Source organism: Desulfuromonadales bacterium (genome assembly GCA_035620395.1).
In the GTDB taxonomy this organism is placed as follows: Bacteria; Desulfobacterota; Desulfuromonadia; order Desulfuromonadales; family DASPGW01; genus DASPGW01.
The window spans coordinates 1-18,282 of the sequence record DASPGW010000085.1 but is presented as its reverse complement, the minus strand read 5'-3'; the positions used below and the strand labels follow the sequence as shown (position 1 = coordinate 18,282).

The window sequence follows — 18,282 nt, the reverse complement described above, 5'->3', positions numbered from 1 at the left end:
CGCCATGCTCTTCGGCCCCTATCTGCGTAAATACGGCAAGTTCACCATCCCCCAGTTCATGGCGGACCGCTACTATTCCAACACCATCCGCGTCGTCTCGCTGGTCTGCGCGATCTTCGTCTCCTTCACCTACGTCGCCGGCCAGATGCGCGGCGTCGGCGTCGTCTTCTCCCGCTTCATGGGGGTCAGCATCAACATGGGCGTCATCATCGGCATGGCCCTGGTCTTCTTCTATGCCACCCTCGGCGGCATGAAGGGGATCACCTACACCCAGGTCGCCCAGTACTGCGTGCTCATCACCGCCTACCTGATTCCGGCGATCTTCATCTCGATGATGTTCACCGGCGTGCCGATTCCGCAGCTCGGCCTGGGCTCCTCCGTCACCGCCGAAGGAGCCGCCCTCCTCAACGACCCGGGTACCCAGGGCAAATATCTCCTCGAAGTCCTCGACGGCATCCAGAAAGACCTTGGCTTTGCCGCCTACACTTCCGGGGTAAGGCCGCGGATCGACGTCTGGTTCATCACCATGTCGCTGATGATCGGCACCGCCGGTCTGCCGCACATCCTCATCCGCTTCTTCACCGTGCCGAAGATGCGCGACGCCCGCTCCTCCGCCGGCTGGGCGCTGATCTTCATCGCCCTGCTCTACACCACCGCCCCGGCGATTGCCGTCTTCGCCCGCACCAATTTCATCAAGTCGATTCACAACGTCAGCTATGCCGATGCACCCTCCTGGTTCAAAAACTGGGAAAAGACCGGTCTGGTTAAATTCAATGACAAGAACGGCGACGGCATCATGACGATCGCCAAGGGTGCCTGGGATAAGCCCGAGTCCGCCAACGAAGTCAAGATCGACCAGGATATCATGGTTCTCGCCAACCCGGAGATTGCCAAGCTGCCCAACTGGGTCGTCGGTCTCATCGGCGCCGGCGGCCTGGCCGCCGCCCTCTCCACCGCGGCCGGTCTGCTCCTGGTCATCTCTGCCGCCATCTCGCATGACCTGATGAAGGGTATCGTCACGCCGAACATGTCCGAGAAGGCCGAGCTCGTCTGGGCGCGTATCGCGGCCGGTGTCGCCGTCTGCATCGCCGGTCTCTTCGGCATCTATCCGCCGGGCTTCGTCGCCCAGGTCGTCGCCTTCGCCTTCGGTCTGGCGGCCGCCTCCTTCTTCCCCTGCATCCTCATGGGGGTCTTCAACAAGAAGGCGAACAAGGAAGGGGCCATCGCCGGGATGATCGTCGGCATCGTCTTTGTCGCCGCCTACATCAGCTACTTCAAGTTCATCAACCCGGCAGCCAACAATGCCGCCGGCTGGTGGTTCGGCATCTCGCCGGAGGGGATCGGCACCGTCGGCGCCGCCCTCAACTTCATCACCATGTACGTGGTCGGCAAGCTCACCAAGGAGCCGCCGCAGGAGATTCAGGACCTGGTCGGCAACCTCCGCTACCCCGGCAAGCTGGCGCCGCCGTCGCACCACTGATCCGTCAACTTGAAGCCTGGTTCTTCCTTGCTGTGAACTCCCCCCTCCCCGTCCAGGGGAGGGGGATTTTTTTAACCCACCAGCGTCATTTTCGGGTATAGTCATCGCCCCAGGGAGTCTGGCATGCATGTTTCGGCATCAACAGTGGAGAGCAGTGGAAACATGATCGTCAAGATGATTCGTCGCTTTAACGCAGGAATTACTCATTTCATAATGAGCATCAGGTTCCGTTCGATCGGTGCAACAGTGCTCAGCTGTTTTGCCGGTTTGAGCCTGACCACTACCATCATCCCGTCGGCCCTGGAAATGGTGGTCGGTATGGACAGTTTTGCAGCCCGCTGGGGCCTCGGCGGCTTTGCGGTCTACGCCATGCTGGCCTGGGCCGTTGGCGGCTGGGCGGTGCAAAGAACCGGCGACAAAAGGCTGGGCGCCATCATTCTGGGGTTCGTCGGCCTGGTCACCGGCCTGCTCTTTACCGGCGTCGGCATCGGTACGGAAATGAACGTGCTGATGACGGGCGGCGGTGCGGCACTGCTCTATGGCACCATCGGCGGCATGATTATCGGTGATGCCCTGAGAAGCCCCCCCGTGGATGAAAACGACCCGACTGCTCCCAGGGGCCGAATCGGGGATCTGGGAATTTTCAGCTATTTCAAAAAGTAGAAGATCGGAACTCTGCTGCTATTCATGACAACTGCCGCAGTGGATATATAAAGCAGCGGCTGCAAGATACTTTTTTGGAGGCCGTCACCCGCTCACCGTTCTCGTCATCGTTTTTGTCCTCGCCGGCGCCGCTATTGCCCAGGACCATCCACTCGCGGTCAACCTATCGGCCTCGGCGCTGACTGGCGCCGGCCTGCCCTGGCACATCTACAGCCTCTCGACCGGTGATCACCACCGGTGAGCGGACAACTCGGCATATCGCTGATGGGTACGTTGGCCATCGTCGAGGTTCGCAGCAAGCTGGCTTTTCTCTATCACCTGCTGGAAAACCATCCCTGTCTCCAATCCCCCTTTGGCCTGCCAGGACGATCCAACATGGAGAAGGGCGAGGCGCATAAGCGGCAGAGTCGGGTAAACTTCTTTCTGCCTTTATTTCTGAAGCCCCTGATTTCTGCCGATTCCGGCGAGGAGGGAACTGCTCATGGCCGAGGAGAATGTCCTCTTTTTACCGGTGAAGACCTTCGGCCGGCGTGACCTGGTGACCTGCCCGGCCGACGCCCTGCTGGTCGAAGCGGCGGCGCGCATGCGCGATCGGGACATCTCCAGCATCGTCGTTGTTGACCAGGGGGCGCCCGTCGGCATTTTCACCGATCGCGACCTGCGCAACAAGGTGGTCGCACTCGGCATAGCTCCTGGCAGCCTGCAGGCCCGGTCGATCATGAGCGCCCCCTTGATCGTAGTGCAGGAAGACGACTTTCTGTTCGAAGCACTCTACCGCATGTCCAGACACAGGATTCATCACGTCTGCATGGTCGATGCCGACGGCCGCCTTACCGGCATCATCACCGACACCGACATCCTCAAACTGCAGACCCGCTCTCCCCAGAAGATGTTGCGGGACATTGAAGAGGCCGGCAACATTGCCGATCTGACCAGACTGCATCGGAAAATTCAGGACCTCGTGCTGCATCTGGTCGGCACCGGGACGGCGACCCGCAGCCTGGTGCGAATGATCGCCCTCCTCAACGATCGCCTGCTGATTCGTCTGATCGAAATTCTGCGAGCGGAAAAATTCCCGGAACTGACCGATCGTTTCGCCTTCGTGGTGCTGGGCAGCGAGGGACGGCGCGAGCAGACCCTGTCCACCGATCAGGACAACGCCATCGTCTATGCCGACGATCTTTCGCAGGCGGAGGTCGCACAGGTCGAAGCCTTCTCCCATGCCCTGATCGAAGCCTTGATAGAAATCGGGGTGCCGCCCTGTCCCGGCGGGATCATGGCAAAAAACGAATTCTGGCGACGCAGCCTGACGGAATGGATCAAGGTCGTCGATAGCTGGTTGTCCACCCCGACGCCGGAAAACATCCTCAATGGCAGCATGTTTTTTGATATTCGAACCCTGCATGGCGACCCGTCCTTCGAGCGGAGCCTGAAAGACCACATCGCCGGGCACCTCGACAAGGATGCGGTTTTCCTTGCGCACACGGCCATGAATGTCCTGCGCTTCAAAACGCCGCTCGGCTGGTTCGGCCGCATCAAGACTGAAAAAAAGGGCGAGTACCGGGGCAAGGTCGACATCAAGAAGGCGGGCATCTTTGCCGTCACCGAGGGGATCAAGGTGCTGGCGCTGGAAGCGGGCATCCTCGACGGAGGCACACGCGAACGGCTCCAGGGGCTGCTGGAAGCAAAGGTCCTGGCACCCGAGCAGGCCCAGGATCTGGAGGCGAGCTTCGATTTTCTGGTGTTTCTCAGGCTGCGCTGCCAGGTCCGGGCTATCCGCGAGGCGCGTGAGCCGAACAATCACGTCTCCCTGGACCACCTCAACCGTATGGAGAAGGGTCGACTGAAGCTGGCGCTGAAGGGAGTAAGGGCTTTTCAGACCTTCCTGCAGCGTCATTTCCAACTCGATTTAATGATGCGCTGAGGGGAGATTACGGGAGATTGGCCCAGACGAGGGATGCGGTTTCCATGCTCTCGGCAGCTGCCCAGAGATCGGCAGCGGCGATCCGGGCCTGCCAGCTCATTTCCATGGCGGCAGCCACCTGGTGGTAAATATGCTGTTGAGGAACGGTGTCATAGGGGCGAGCGGAACCACCGGAGAGGCCGACCACTCCACGGCTGATGAACACAACGCCAACGAGCAGGGGCGTCGCCACATGAACCAGAAAATGGGGGAGCAGCCGACGGCGCCGTTCCAGAACCTGGTTCGCCTCTGCCACCGGCGGCAGCCCCCGGCCGCTCACAAGGCGCCACAGGGAAACCGCAACGACATACAGGGCAAAAATGCCAAGTACCAGATGCGAATTCATCTGTGGACCTCCCCTCTAATCCAAACAATATTTTCTTAGTCTTACAATGAACTATACTCGCAAAACCGCCGATGTGCAAGTCCACACACATATCTGCCTTGCCCAAAAATCCACAAAAATCGAGAAATTCACAAACGACGTTTTGGGCCTTCCGGAATCCTGCCTGCACCCTGCCAGGAGATTCCCAAACCATTTTCATTGACAGGGCGAAGGTGCTGTACTACACCTGTAGCCATTGCTGAATGACAACTACCTTCGCCACTGTTTTGAGAGCGTCAGACATGGCACCCAAAAATCGCCTGCAGGTCAACTTCTTCAATCCATCGACGCCCGGCATGAAAAAAGAGGTGGGCATTGCCACCACCATCCTCATCATCTGGGCACTGCTCAGTTTCGGCCTTCCGGTTCTGATCTTTCTGGCCGGACTGGGAGATTCCTCAGGGCTGGGAGAGTCGTTCCTGACCCGAGCCCGCTTCCTCGGCTTCCCCCTCCACTACTGGCTGATCGCCCAGGGCTGCACCATCGGCTACATCCTGCTCTGCAAGCTTTATTGCGTCCTGTGGGACAAGAGAATCACCAAAGGCTGACAGTTCTCTTCGGACAGGAGGCAGCGACCATGAAAAAGAGCACGCGGATCGCCGGAACGACCCTGGCTACTCTTCTGCTGAGCACCGGCACCCTGCTGGCGGCGGGGGAGGAAGTCTATCAGATTCAGCAGGGATTCAAGCTGCTTCCGGCCATAATCTTTCTGGCCCTGCTCTTCGTCTACGTTGGCGTCGGTTTCATCTCCAAAGTTTCCAGCACCTCCGGCTACTGGGTGGCCGGCCAGGGAATCGGCAAATTCGGCAACGGTGCCGCCATCGCCGCGGACTGGATGTCGGCGGCTTCCTTCATGGGCGTAGCCGGCCTGCTTTATCTCAAGGGATGGTTCGGCCTCGGGTACATTATCGGCTGGACGGGCGGTTACGTGCTTCTGCTGACCCTCCTGGCGGCCCAGATCCGCCGATTCGGCAAATACACAATTCCCGAGTTTCTTGGCGACCGTTACGACTGCCATGCGGTACGCCTGATTGCCGCAGCGGTGACCGTCATCATCGCCATCACCTACGCGACCGCACAGTTCAAGGGAATCGGTCTGATCTGCGGCTGGATCTTCGGCATGGACTACACGGCCAGCGTCTTCTTCGCCGCCGGCGTCACCCTCGCCTACCTGCTGATTTCAGGCATGGCCGGCGTGACCCGCAACCAGCAGATCCAGTACGTCGTCCTCATCTCGGCCTTCCTCATCCCCCTCTGGATACTGATCCGGAAGGCCGGCGGCATCGGCCTCCTGCCCCAACTCGAATACGGCAGCATCCTCTCCGGCCTCATGGACGGCAAAGTTGCCAGCGGCCAGTTGACCGGCGGCGAACTGGAAAATGTCCGCAGGGCCTACCTCCCGTGGGGAGAGGGTACCTTGTACCAGTTTGTGGCATTGACCTTCACCCTGATGGTCGGCACTGCCGGTCTGCCCCACATCATGATCCGCTTCTACACCGTCAAGAACGAGGACGTCGCCCGCAAATCGGTCCTCTGGGGCCTTTTCTTCATCGGCCTGCTCTACTGGTCCTCCCCGGTCTACGCGGCCATGGGCAAATTCTGGAATCCGCTGGGCGGCAAGGCCGTCGCCGACGTCATCATTCTTTCGGCCCCGGAAAAAGCCGGGATGGGGCTCGCCTACATCGGCTATCTCGCCTCGGGGGCCATGGCCGCCGGGCTCTCTACCGTCGCCGGCCTGCTGATCGCCGGGTCTTCGGCCCTCGCCCACGACTGGTACGCCACCGTTTTCAAGCCGAACTGCAACGACAGGGAGGCACTCTTCGTCGGCCGCGTCTGCACAGCCGTACTCTGCATCATAGTGATCATCACCGCCCTCAACCCACCCGCCCTGATTGCCCAGATCGTCGCCATGGCCTTTGCCATCGCGGGCAACACCATTTTTCCCGCCGTCGTGCTGGCGGTCTGGTACAGCAAGGCCAACAAATACGGAGCGCTGGCCGGCATGGTCTGGGGGCTCGGCATGACCCTGCTCGCCATGGCAGGATGGATTGCGAAGGTGCCGATGTTCGAAGCTGAAGGCATTCTGCCGGCGACCTCCTCCGCTCTGGTCGTCTGTCCGCTCGCCTTCCTCATCAATATCGTCGTCTCCAACCTCACCCAGGACAGGGTCACCCCCGAGTCGGCGACAAAAATGGACAACATTCTGCGAAAGCTGCACAGAATGCCGGGTTCCGTCGAGGAGCCCCCGGCCGGGACGGCCAAGTTAACCTGAGGTAAGGCCCCTCTTCCGCCCCGTTAAAATAGATTGCCATTTTATTGTTTGATGATAGAATCGAGCTCACCGTTCGGCCAGAAGCCTCCCACCGGGAGGCTTTTTCACCATCACCGGGGTCCCGTTTATTCTCCCCTGCCGGGTAGTTCGATGAGTCTGATCAAGCATCTCAAGGATACCGAACCGTTCAACCATCTTCCCGCCAACGTCTTTCAGGAAATTCGCACCGCGGCCATCCTCAAGACCTATCCGCCGAACATCCATATCTTCAAACAGAACGATCCCCCAACCGGCTACCTCTATGTCATCAAGGAGGGTCTGGTGGAAATCACCGTCATGACCCCCGGCGGCATCGACATGGTGGTCGATTACCGCAGCGAGGGAACCTTCTTCGGCGGCACCCCCATTATCACCGGCGAGCCTTATACGGGCGGGGCGCGGACCGTCAAGAAAACGGATTGCTACCTGATCCCCGAAGACCTATTGAAGCGGGTAGCAAAGGACTACCCTCAGCTCAGTGAACATTTCACACGCATCGTCTTCTCCCGCGTCCGGCAGCTTTATTCGGAAATCGTCGCCGACCATTCCAGAGAGGCCCTCACCCAGATGGAGGCCTACCCCTTCAAGAAGCGTCTCTCGGAAATCATGACGACGACGGTGGAAAGCTGTCTGCCGACGGAAACCGCCAAACAGGTGGCACGGCGCATGGCTGAAAAGAACGTCAGTTCGGTCCTGGTGATCGATGCCGGCCGCAAGCCGATCGGCATCATCACCGCCCGGGACCTGGTGGACAAGGTGATTGCGCCGGAGAACGCCGACGGCCGGACGCTGACCGCCCGGGAGATCATGAGTCCTCACTCCTATGCCATGTCGCCGGCCACTTACATGTACGAGGCCCTGGCCTACATGACCGGCCACCGCATCAAGCACCTGCCGGTGGTCGACCGCGGCGAGGTGGTCGGCATCGTGACGCTGCGCGACATCATGCGTTACCGCAGCCAGAAGGCAATGCTGCTGCTCGGCAACATCCGCGAGGAACGAACCATCGAGGGGCTTGTCACCATCCGCCGCGAGATTCTAGGCGTGGCACGCGGTCTACTCTCGGAGACGCGCAGCACGCCGGAAGTCATGGAGATCCTCTCCTACATTCACCACGGCATCATCAGGCGGGTGTATGAAATCTGCCTGGCAGAGATGGCCGCCGAGGGACGGGTACGGCCCGACATCCGCCACTGTTTTCTCATCATGGGGAGCGGTGGCCGCCGGGAGATGCTGCTCGGTCCCGACCAGGACCACGGTTTCATATTCGAGAACGTCTCTGACGCAAAAATGCTCGAAGTCGAAGCGTTTTTCGTCCCCCTGGCTGAAAAGATCGTCGATGCCCTCAGCCGCGTCGGTTATTCCCTCTGTCACGGCAAGGTGATGGCCAACAACCCCCTCTGGCGGGGCCGCCTGAACGACTGGCAGACCAGGATCAGAGACTGGGTCAACGATCCTGAGCCCCAGAAAGTGCGCTACTCTTCCATTTTCTTCGATTTCGCCCCGCTGGCAGGCGACCCGGAACTGGCTAACCAACTGCGGGATATCGTCCATCGGGAGATCAGGAATTTCCCCGGCTTCCTCTACCACATGATGTCACTCGATCTGCGCTACAAAGTGCCGGTGGGACTGCTGGGCCGGTTCATCGTCGAGAAGGGGGAAGAGCACAAGGGTGAGCTCTCCCTCAAACAGGGAGGGAGTGTCTATATCGTCGACTGCGTCCGAATGTTTGCCCTGGAAAAGGAACTGCAGGCCATCACGACCCAGGATCGGCTGAAGGGGCTGGTGGAACGCAATGTTTTTGCGCCGGAAACGGCCGAACACATTCGGGCCGCTTTCGAAGCCCTGAGCTTCCTGCGCCTGCGCAACGAGATTCACCTCATCGAACAGGGAAAAGAACCCAGCCACTATCTCGATCCCTACACCCTCTCCAAAAACGAGCAGGACCTGCTGCGGGAAGCCTTCGCCGCCGTCAGCAAGCTGCAGGATGCGGCCAAGCGCCACTTCAGCCGCACACCCTTCTGAAAAACCCGATTTTCCAGGCTGATCAAAAATGCCCAGATGCAAGGCGCCCGACCCCCCTGCCTCGCTTCGCGAGACTTCCCCCCTGTTCCACAGGGGGGATGCCCGTAGGGTAAGGGGGTGGGCAACGCCGCAGATGGGCGTTTTTCATCAGCCTTTTAATACATGGACCGAGCAGGAGATGCACGGGTCGTAGGCCCGGACGATGCGCCCGGCGCGCTCGATCAATACGGACTCATCCGTTACGCCCTGCAGGTCGGCCAGCAGTTGCGCCTCGATGGCGGCCTGATTGATGGCGGTGGGGGTGAGGATATCGGCCGCCGCCACCCGCCCCTGGTCATCCAGGGCATAATGATGGATCAGCAAGCCGCGCGGGGCCTCGATGACGCAGGTCCCGACTCCGGCCCCAGCCCGGACCGCAACCATGACGGCGGCGTCGGCATCCCCCGCCAGCAACTCCCGCACCAGTCGCCTGGCCTCCCGCAGCGCCCAAATCAATTCGAGCCCCTGAGCCAGGTTATTGCCGTGGATGCCTGCAGCGGATGGCTCGGGCAGGACCGGCGCCAAGGCGCGACCGGCGGCGTTTTCCAAGCGTGCCAGCGCCCCGGCGAGCAGCGGCACCCCCGCCGTTCGGCTGTGTTTGGTGTTGGACCAGGGCACCGCCCTCTCCTCCAGCACTTCCCCGTAGCGCTCGCCGGCAACGACACGGCCGTCCGAAAATCGCAGCGACCGGCCGGTCAGCAGGAAATCGTCGCAGTCGACGGCAATGCGGGTCCCGAGAGCCGGGGTAGCAGGCGGGTACCCCCGGCGGTCGGCAAACCCTTCGACCAGGGGAGGCAGCCGACCCGACCATTCCTCCAGTTCAGCCAGCAGCGCTTCGAGTTTTTCCCGCGGCGGCAGCCGCACCACACCACCCACCTCGACGTTCACCGGGTGAATCACCCGCCCCCCGGCCAGCTCCTGGATATGGTTCCCCAGCCCCTTGAGCGCCAACCCCTCGCGCGCCCGGGGGTCGCAGGCACGCAGCAGCTCGAGGATGCTTTCCGTCCCGGCAATATCCGGCAGGGTGAGGCAGAAGAGATGCAGGGCATGGCTTTCGATGTGCCCGCCGAGCAGCAGCAGTTCGCGCACCCGCCGGGCCAACGGCGGGATATCAATACCGAGGGCGCTCTCCAGCGCCGAGGCGGCGGCGACGCGGTGCACGCCCGAGCAGATGGCGCAGATGCGGCTGACCAGGGCCGGCACTTCCTGCCAGGAGCGGCCGAGCAAAAGCGCTTCGAACAGGCGCGGCGACTCGGTGATAACCAGCCGGACGGCAGTCAGCCGGCCGGTCTGCACCGTCATCTCTACCCGGCCATGCCCTTCCACCCGGGTGAGCGGCTGCAGGCTAAGGGTCTTCATGGGAAGCTCCGCTGAAGCGTTCCAGCCTGGCCCGCACCTCCCGCTCCGAAAGCCCCAGGCCGAGGAGCAAGCGCGACTCCTCGGCCCGGTTCGCCTCGGTCACCGGCCCCCGGCACCCTTCACAGATGGCGCCGAAGCTGGGGCAGAGGGCGTTGCACCCGGCCCGGGTGACAGGCCCCAGGCAGGGCTGCTTTGCCTCCAGAAGCAGGCAGAGGTTTTCCCGCTGCCGGCACTCCATGCAGACCGCATACTCGGGCAGGGCGGGCAGGCCGCCGCGGGCCAGGGCGCCGAGCAGCTGCAGATGCTCGCTGCGCTCCGGCGGACAGCCGGCGACTTGCAGGTCGACCCGCACGAAGCGGCAGAGCGGCTGCGGCGGAAAGGTCAGCTTCTCCCGGGCGCATTCGCCGTAAACCCCTTCGCAGAGTTCGATGCGGTCGCCATGGGCCAGGACGTTCACCCCGCCGGTCAGGGCGCAGGCGCCGACCGCCACCAGTATTTCGGCACGGCGGCGCAGCCGCAGCAGCTCGACCAGTTCCTCGGGCCGGGAGATGGAGCCCTCCACCAGCACGGCATCGAGGGGACCACCATCGTCCGGGCGGGAGGAGGCCATGTCGAAGGCGACCACCTCCGCCACCGCGTCGATGGCCGCCAACTGCTCCTCGCAGTTGAGCAGCGTCAGCTGACAGCCGCAGCAGGAGGTGAAACGAACGTATGCGAGGCGCAGTTTTTTCATGGTCACCTTCAAATCGAGCCGGGCAGGCGCCGCAGTTCAGCCAGACTGAAGACCGGCCCCTGGCTGCAGACGAAGACCCCTGCCGTCACGCAGTGGCAGCACTGGCCGACGCCGCACTGCATCCGCCGCTCCAGCGTCGCGTAGATCCGCTCCGGGTCGATGCCGAGCCGGGCCAGATCCTCCAGCACGCAGCCGTACAGCGACGGCGGGCCGCAGACCGCCGCTACCGTCTGCGCCGGCGCGAATCTCAGGTCGCGCAGCAGTTCGGTGACCAATCCTATCCGGCAGACATAGGCGTCCGTCGACCAGGGGAGCTCGGTGGCAAAATCGACGGAATAGCGGACCTTGATCGTCCCGGCGGCAGCAAGACCCTCCAGTTCATCGCGAAACAGGATAGCGTCCGGCTCTCGGCTGCCGTAGAGCAGGATGATCTCCCCTACCCGCCCCCGCTCTCCCAGCAGCGCCTGCAGCAGAGCCCGCAGGGGGGCCATCCCCAGCCCTCCGGCCACCAGCAGGACATCCCGACCGGCGAAAGCTGCCAGCGGAAAGCCCTGGCCGAAGGGACCGCGAATGCCGACGTTTGCCCCTTCGTCTAGCCGGTAGAGGGCCGCGGTCACCCGGCCGGCGCGGCGGATGCAGGCCTGGAAGGTTGCACCGCCGGGGTGGGCGGCAGTCGATACGGGAAAGGCTCCGACGCCCGGGATGGAGAGCTCGACGAACTGACCCGGCGCCACCGAAATCGACTCGGAGAGCCGGAAGGTGAAGAGATGGTTGTCGGCAACCTTTTTGTCGATGGCCTCGATGACCGCCGGCACCGGCTGAAATGCGACCATCATGGCTTGTTTCCTCCGGCCAGCGCGGCGAGCACGGCCGAGATGTCGATATCCACCGGACAGGCCCGGGCGCAGCGGCCGCAGCCGACGCAAGCGGAGATACCGCGCAGCGCACCGAAGCCGAGCATCTTGTGCTCAAAGCGGAAGCGCAACCGCTCGGCGCGGGTCGGCCGGAAGTTCTGCCCGCCGGCAACCAGGGCATGGTTGCGGAAGAAGCAGTTGTCCCACTCGCGCCGCCGGGCCACCCGGCCGTCCGGCAGCGCTTCGTCGCTCATTTCGTAGCAGTAGCAGGTGGGACAGACGGCCGAACAGGCGCCGCAGGAGACACAGCGCTCTCCCACCTCCCGCCAGAGGGGCAGACCGGCGCTCGCCGTGAAGAGCTGCTCGAGGTTTTCCGGAACCTGCTGCTGCCCATCGGTTATTTCGGCCGGCAGCGGCAGGTCGCCGGGGGAGGAGAGTTCCGCCTGCAGGGCGGTGAGCAGGCCCGCGCCCCAGGCCGAGCCGACCCAGAGCCGGTCGGCGGCGAGAAAGAGGTCGAAGGGGGGCGGCTCGCGCCGCGGCGGGCAGAAGCATTCCGGGGTGGGTCGGCAGTTGCTGCCGATCAGCAGCAGGTTCTGCCGGCGACGCTGGTAATGGGGATCATCGGCGAAGACGAGATCAAGATAGGCGAGGGCGTAGAGGTCACAGGGGGCGATGCCGACCAGGGCCACCGGCACCGACGACGGCGCCGGCTCCCGGTACTCATACTCCATCAGGGTCCAGAGCACATCGTGGGGAGGGAAGACGACCTTTTTCAGCGGAATGAGTGGCAGGCCCGCCGGCGACAGCTCCGCCCAGCTGCGCACCGGCTGCAGCCGTACGACCCCGTCCGTCCCCCGCACCGGGGCCAGTACCCGGTAATCACCCCGGAGAGACTGCAGCAGACGATCTTCGAATCCTGCCTGAAAGGCCCAGCTTCGCATGGCGCCCCCGTCGTCAGCATGAGACTGTTCCCATTCTAGCACCGGGAAGGGGGCTGGCAAGGCGGGCACTGCGCAATGCCTAGTGACGTCGGCGATGGCGAGTTGCACAGAAAAAGGGCCGGCCATTTCTGGCCGGCCCTTGATTTTTCAGTGGCGCGCGATACAAGATTCGAACTTGTGACCTCTGCCTCCGGAGGGCAGCGCTCTATCCAGCTGAGCTAATCGCGCACGGACTGCTTATATACCCCATCTCCCGGGTGAATGCAACGGCAAATTTCCACATTTTCCCGCCTACTCCCCTAATCTATCGAACGCTCTGTCGCCGTCGGCAGCAGCTGCTCCCGGCTATGCACGGTCAGCAGCCAGAAGGCAAAAAACAGGATATTTTCCACCAGCAGAATGCCGACAGGCATGGGCGCTACCGGGAGTATGAAGAACAGTCGCTCGGCAAAAAGCCCCGTCAGCACCAACGCCGCCACGGCGCCGACGACCCGGTCGCTGCGCTTGGCGCGCCGGCCGAGCAGCCCCAGGAAGGGGGCCAGGAAATTGGCGGTCAGGAAGAAAACGCTGAGCGCGCGCAGGGGGAAACTCTCCAGGCGCCGGGCGATGAACTGAACCTCTTCGGGGAGGTTGCCGTACCAGAGCAGGAGATACTGGGCAAAGAAGAGGCCGCCCCAGAGAACGCTGAAACCGAACAGGAGCAGACCGATGTCCCGCAGCGGCCTTACTTCTGCCGCCGCGAGCCCTTCCCGCTGTCGCAGCGGCAGGAGGAAGCAGAGGATTCCCGCCAGCGCCAGGCCGGCGTAGAGGGCCTCGACGAAGAAATAGGCACCGAAGAGGGTACTGATCCACGGATATTCGAGGGACATGACCCAGTCGAAAGCGACCAGGGTCTGGGAAGTGACGAAGGCGAAGAGGTAGATGACCGCACTGGCAGGCGTTCGCGGGTCGCCGCGCAGGGAGCGCCGGGCGTACAGGCGGCCCGTGCCGTAGACGGCCAGCAGCAGCGCCAGGTTTCGTAGGAGGAAGAACGGGGCGTTCAGCCACTGTCCGGGAGTAGCGGCCCACGGATAGAGATCGAGTCTGGGCACCAGCAGTATGAGCAGGAGGGGGGAGACCAGCAGCAGCGGGTAGGCGGCCAGGATTTGCCGGCGCAGGAGGGTAATCCACCGGGCGCCCACCAGGTCGGCCACCGCCGCCGCGGCGATGACCCCCTGCAGCAGGGCGGTCCAGAAGACCAGGGTCAGCAACAGCGCCCCCTCGCCGGCAACCAGGCCGCCATATTCGAAGAAGGCAAGGGCAACGACCAGCACCAAAAGATAGAACGGGAAAGTCCCCCGGCTCATCGTGACCGTAGTCATTCCCCCTCCCCTGTCTCGACGATGATGATGAAGCGCTCCGGGAACTCGCCATCCGCAGCCAGACCCCGCCCGCTCGGCAACCGGGCCAGCAGAAGGAAGCCGGCAAAGGAACCGACTGCGCCGAAGAGGATGGTCAGCAGATAGCCGATGAGCAGAAACGGCGGCAGGGAAACGATCGGCTTGCCGCCGACGATAATCGGCCAGCTGAGGACCGAGTAGATGGTGAGGGCCAGTCCGCTGCCGAAGCCGGCGATGCCGCCGACAAGGGGGAAGAAGCGCAGCCGGTCGGGGCGTTCGCCCAGAATCTGCATGGCTTCGGGGACGTAGAAGGGCATCCGGACGTGGATGGTTTGCGGGTCGGCGCCGGCGTCCACCAGCCCCCGCAGCCGCTCCAGAAACTCCTCCCGACTCTCGCAGACGAAGCGCGCCATCACGAATGCTCCTTGATCTCGGTCACGGCGAGGACCGGCAGCAAGCGGGCAAAGAGGAGAAAGAGCAGGAAAAACAGGCCGAAGGAGCCGACACTGATACCGAACTCCACCCAGGAGAAGTTGTAGGTCCCCCAGGCGTACGGGTCATAGTCGTGGGCGAGGGAGGCGACGATGATGACGAAGCGCTCCAGCCACATCCCGATGTTGACCAGGACGCCCAGGACGAGGAGCCAGGGGAGGCTTCGCCGCAGCCGCCGCACGAACAGGGTCAGCGGCAGCAGGGAGTTGCAGACGATCATGATGGCGAACAGCAGCCGGTAATCCCCAAACATGCGGTACAGATACTGGTCGCGCTCGAAGGGGTTGTGGCCGTAAAAGGCCAGACCATGCTCGACGATATAGGTATAGGTAATGATCAGCGAGGTGAAGAGGAGGATTTTGGCGATCGCCTCGAAGTGGTCGACGGTGATGTACGGCTCCAGATGCAGCAGGCGGCGCATCGGGATGGTCAGAGTGAGCACCATGGCAGTGCCGGAGAAGATCGCCCCGGCGACGAAGTAGGGGGCGAAGATGGTGGTGTGCCAGCCCGGGACGATGCTGACGGCGAAGTCCCAGGAGACGATGGAGTGAACCGAAGCGACCAGCGGCGTGGCGAAGGCGGCCAGGAAGAGGTAGAGCCGGCCGTAGTGGCGCCACTGGCGCAGGGTCCCTTGCCAGCCGAGGGAGAGCAGGCCGTAGATTTTCCCGGGCAGGCCGGGGAGGCGGCGACGGGCGATGGCCAGATCGGGGATCATGCCGACGTAGAAGAAGACAATGCTGACGATCATGTAGGTGGTGACGGCGAAGACGTCCCAGACCAGGGGGGAGCGGAAGTTGGGCCAGATCAGTCGCTCGCTCGGGTACGGCAGGAGGAAGTAGAAGACCCAGACCCGGCCGAGGTGGATCAGGGGGAAGAGCCCGGCCACCATCAGGGCGAAGATGGTCATCGCCTCGGCGCTGCGGTTGAAGCTGGTGCGGAAGCGGGCGCGGAAGAGGAAGAGGACGGCCGAAATGAGGGTTCCCGAGTGGGCGATCCCGACCCAGAAGACGAAGTTGGTGATCAGCATCGCCCAACCCACCGGGTTGTTCTTGCCGGAGAGCCCCATCCCCGTCAAGGCCATCCCTCCCCAGAGGGCAAAGAGCATCAACGCGAGCAGGGCGCACAGGCCCACCGCCGCCAGGTAGCGCAGGCCCGGCCGGCGCATGCCTGCCAGGACATCCGTCTCCAGCCGCCCGGAAGCGCTTATTTCGGTCGCCTCATCCCTCATCCCTCATCCCTTTTTCAGATACCGGACCGACGGCTCGGTACCCAACTGCTCGAAAACCCGATAGGCCCGCTCTGACTGCGCCAGAGCGGCGACCCGGGAAGCCGCATCGTTCAGGTCGCCGAAGACGATGGCGCCGGTCGGACAGCTCTGGGCGCAGGCGGTCACCACTTCGCCGTCCCGGACCGGACGGCCGTCGTCCTTCGCCCTGTCCTTGGCCGCGCGGATGCGCTGGACGCAAAAAGTACACTTTTCCATCATCCCCCGGGTGCGTGCCGAGAGGTCGGGGTTGCGCATCCTCTCGAGCGGCTCGGCCGGGCGGTGCGTCCACCAGTTGAAGCGGCGCACCTTGTACGGGCAGTTGTGGGAACAGTAGCGCGTGCCGATGCAGCGGTTGTAGACCTGAACGTTCAGCCCCTCCGGGTTGTGGTAGGCGGCGTAGACCGGGCAGACCGGTTCGCAGGGAGCGTAATGGCAGTGCTGGCAGAGCATGGGGAGGAACTCGGGGTGCCCGCTTTCGTCGTAGAACGGCTCGATGCGCAGCCACGACATCTCCCGGCCATGCAGGTGATCCTCGCGACCGACCACCGGCACGTTGTTCTCCACGTAGCAGGCGGCGACGCAGGCGGCGCAGCCGATACAGAGGGAGAGGTCGATGACCATCGCCCAGCGGTGCCCGGCATGGGCATGTTCCGGGTAGAGACTGATGTGCTTGTGCTCCTCCTGCCGATGCACCGGGTCGGGGATGAGCCCCCGGCCATGCTGGGAGGGGGAGCCGGCAAGGATCGGCAGCTTCTGTCGTCCCCCCGTTTTCTCGATGCGAATTCCCAGGCTCGCAGCGGCCTCGCCCGTCCGGGGATCGAAGCCGGGAGGCGCCGGCTCCAGCAGATCCCGCTGCACGACGAAGACGCCCACCGCTAATCCCGGCTGGAGCTTCGCCGGCAAGACCGCCGACCACTCGCCGGCGCTGAGGCGGAGTTCGTCCCCGTCCCCGACACCCAGCCGCCGGGCATCCTCGGCGGAAATGGAAACCCAGCCGCCGTAGGTGATCGTCGTCAGGGGATCGGGAATCTCGGCGAGCAGCGCGAGCGGCCGGCTGCGCCCGTCGAAGCGGCGGATGGAGGGGACGACGATCAGGACCGGCCCGGTTGCGGCTGCGGGCAGCGTCAACTGCTGCAGAAAAACGGCCACGGCGGCGGTGGCAAGGCGAACCTCGACCGGCGGCACCGCCTCTTCCACGAATCCGCGGACGGCAAAGGATTCCAGATCCTGGCGGCTGAAGCGGCGGCGCCACTCCTCGAAGAGATGATCCTGGTAGCTCTCCGCAACGCTCTCTCCAGAGCTTCGGCGCAGGCCGAGCAGCACATCCCCCTCGCTGCGGGTGTCGTGCAGGGGAGCGACCGCTGGGCGGACCAGGGTCCGCACCCCCCGGCGCGGTTCGGCATCCCCCCACGATTCCTGCGAGTGCGAGAGGGGCAGGAGCAGATCGAGTTCGCGGGCGGTTTCGTCGAGAACATCGGTCAAACCCACCCGCAAGGCCGCGCTCTTGAGCCGCTCGGCGAAGGCCAGGGTGGCAGGCGCGTGGAAGACCGGGTTGGTCCGGGCGACGAAGAATACGCCGATTTCCTGTTGCTGCAGCCGCTTCGCCAGCCGCTCCAGATCCAGCAAAGAGCCGACTCCGGCGTAATTTTCCGCCCGGGCGAAATCGACCGTCGAGCCGAGCGAGCCGCCGGCCCACTGGAGCAGCCCGGCCAGGACGGCCGTTGCCAGCCCCCCCTCGCCGGCAGTGGCTATGCCGCCGGCCAGCACGAGCGGCGAGGCGGCTCGGTTCATTCCTTCGGCCAGGTGCGCCAACTGGTCTTCCGTCAACCCGGTCAGCCGCACCGCGTCGCCGGTCGGGAGATCAGGCAGGGCCGCCAGGACTTCGGCCGGCAACGGGCGGCGCGGCCCGGCGACCGCAAAACGGTGCAGCAGCCAGAGCAGCAGGGCCGACTCGCTCCCCGGGCGCAGCACCAGCCGCATGTCGGCATTCACCCCGGTCAGCGAGAGGTGGGGCTCGGCATGGACCCAGCGGAAACCGCTTTTCCCCTTGCGGACGGCGATCTGCCGGGCGAAGTCGACCGGGCTGACAAAGGCTTCCAGCAGGTCGGTGCCGAGGGTCAGCAGGAAGTCGGCCGCCTCGAGGCGAAACTGCGGCAGCTCCTTCTGCCCGAACAGAAGGCCGTAGGCCTGGCGCAGGGCAGCATGCGACCAGGGCTCGAATTCGGCCAGGCGCTCCACGCCCAGGGCGTTGCAGGATGCCTCGATCAGGGAGGCCAGGGAACCGGTGGTGCGGCCGGCGAGATAGACGCTGCGCCGCCCCTGTTCCCGGCTCCGGGCCAGGGCGGTCTGAATCGTCCCGAAGGCTTCGTCCCAGGAGATCGGCCGCAACAC

The 18,282-nt window shown here is 63.6% G+C and carries 15 protein-coding genes and 1 tRNA gene; 6 read left to right on the top strand and 10 right to left on the bottom strand.

All coding sequences use genetic code 11. The annotated features are described in order from the left end of the window. From VD811_04990 to VD811_04980, 3 genes are all read left to right on the top strand, one after another. The coding region (locus VD811_04990) for a sodium:solute symporter family protein (GenBank protein ID HXV20332.1) at positions 1–1,480 on the top strand (1,480 nt) is incomplete at its 5' end. A gap of 162 nt (positions 1,481–1,642) precedes the next feature. Continuing rightward, on the top strand, positions 1,643–2,143 hold the full coding sequence (locus tag VD811_04985; protein HXV20331.1) for a hypothetical protein: 501 nt from the start codon (positions 1,643–1,645) through the stop codon (positions 2,141–2,143). Between the two features lie 481 nt (positions 2,144–2,624). Continuing rightward, positions 2,625–4,067: a putative nucleotidyltransferase substrate binding domain-containing protein gene (locus VD811_04980; GenBank protein ID HXV20330.1), complete on the top strand. Its 1,443-nt coding sequence runs from the start codon at positions 2,625–2,627 to the stop codon at positions 4,065–4,067. A 7-nt stretch (positions 4,068–4,074) separates the two neighbouring features. Here the strand turns inward: VD811_04980 and VD811_04975 are convergent, their stop codons facing one another. Beyond that, positions 4,075–4,452, bottom strand: a complete 378-nt coding sequence (locus VD811_04975) for a hypothetical protein (GenBank protein ID HXV20329.1) — start codon at positions 4,450–4,452, stop codon at positions 4,075–4,077. A gap of 281 nt (positions 4,453–4,733) precedes the next feature. Here VD811_04975 and VD811_04970 point away from each other — a divergent pair, with 281 nt between their 5' ends. From VD811_04970 to VD811_04960, 3 genes are all read left to right on the top strand, one after another. Then, on the top strand, positions 4,734–5,039 hold the full coding sequence (locus tag VD811_04970) for a DUF4212 domain-containing protein (protein ID HXV20328.1): 306 nt from the start codon (positions 4,734–4,736) through the stop codon (positions 5,037–5,039). A gap of 29 nt (positions 5,040–5,068) precedes the next feature. Next, positions 5,069–6,763 (top strand): VC_2705 family sodium/solute symporter, encoded by a 1,695-nt coding sequence (locus tag VD811_04965; protein ID HXV20327.1) that lies wholly within the window; start codon positions 5,069–5,071, stop codon positions 6,761–6,763. A gap of 150 nt (positions 6,764–6,913) precedes the next feature. Further along, a complete protein-coding gene (locus tag VD811_04960) occupies positions 6,914–8,827 on the top strand; it encodes a putative nucleotidyltransferase substrate binding domain-containing protein (GenBank protein ID HXV20326.1) in 1,914 nt (637 codons plus the stop codon). Between the two features lie 147 nt (positions 8,828–8,974). Here the strand turns inward: VD811_04960 and VD811_04955 are convergent, their stop codons facing one another. The 9 genes from VD811_04955 to VD811_04915 all read right to left on the bottom strand — a co-directional run. Further along, entirely contained in the window at positions 8,975–10,225 is a 1,251-nt protein-coding gene (locus VD811_04955; protein HXV20325.1) for a nickel-dependent hydrogenase large subunit, read from the bottom strand. Further along, positions 10,212–10,958: a hypothetical protein gene (locus VD811_04950; GenBank protein ID HXV20324.1), complete on the bottom strand. Its 747-nt coding sequence runs from the start codon at positions 10,956–10,958 to the stop codon at positions 10,212–10,214. Before VD811_04950 ends, VD811_04955 begins: the two co-directional genes overlap by 14 nt. Before the next feature lie 8 nt (positions 10,959–10,966). Next, positions 10,967–11,794 carry an FAD/NAD(P)-binding protein gene (locus VD811_04945; protein HXV20323.1) on the bottom strand — a complete coding sequence of 276 codons (828 nt, stop codon included), beginning with the start codon at positions 11,792–11,794 and terminating at the stop codon, positions 10,967–10,969. Beyond that, positions 11,791–12,753 carry a 4Fe-4S dicluster domain-containing protein gene (locus VD811_04940; GenBank protein HXV20322.1) on the bottom strand — a complete coding sequence of 321 codons (963 nt, stop codon included), beginning with the start codon at positions 12,751–12,753 and terminating at the stop codon, positions 11,791–11,793. Before VD811_04940 ends, VD811_04945 begins: the two co-directional genes overlap by 4 nt. Before the next feature lie 151 nt (positions 12,754–12,904). Next, a tRNA-Arg gene (locus tag VD811_04935) sits at positions 12,905–12,981 on the bottom strand. A 71-nt stretch (positions 12,982–13,052) separates the two neighbouring features. Next, positions 13,053–14,114 carry a hypothetical protein gene (locus VD811_04930; GenBank protein ID HXV20321.1) on the bottom strand — a complete coding sequence of 354 codons (1,062 nt, stop codon included), beginning with the start codon at positions 14,112–14,114 and terminating at the stop codon, positions 13,053–13,055. Next, positions 14,111–14,545 carry a quinol:electron acceptor oxidoreductase subunit ActD gene (locus tag VD811_04925; protein HXV20320.1) on the bottom strand — a complete coding sequence of 145 codons (435 nt, stop codon included), beginning with the start codon at positions 14,543–14,545 and terminating at the stop codon, positions 14,111–14,113. Before VD811_04925 ends, VD811_04930 begins: the two co-directional genes overlap by 4 nt. Then, a complete protein-coding gene (gene nrfD / locus VD811_04920) occupies positions 14,545–15,852 on the bottom strand; it encodes an NrfD/PsrC family molybdoenzyme membrane anchor subunit (protein HXV20319.1) in 1,308 nt (435 codons plus the stop codon). The genes VD811_04925 and nrfD overlap by 1 nt, the downstream gene beginning before the upstream one ends. A 3-nt stretch (positions 15,853–15,855) precedes the next feature. After that, positions 15,856–18,282, bottom strand: a 2,427-nt coding sequence (locus VD811_04915) for a 4Fe-4S dicluster domain-containing protein (GenBank protein ID HXV20318.1), incomplete at its 5' end; no start/stop codon positions are given.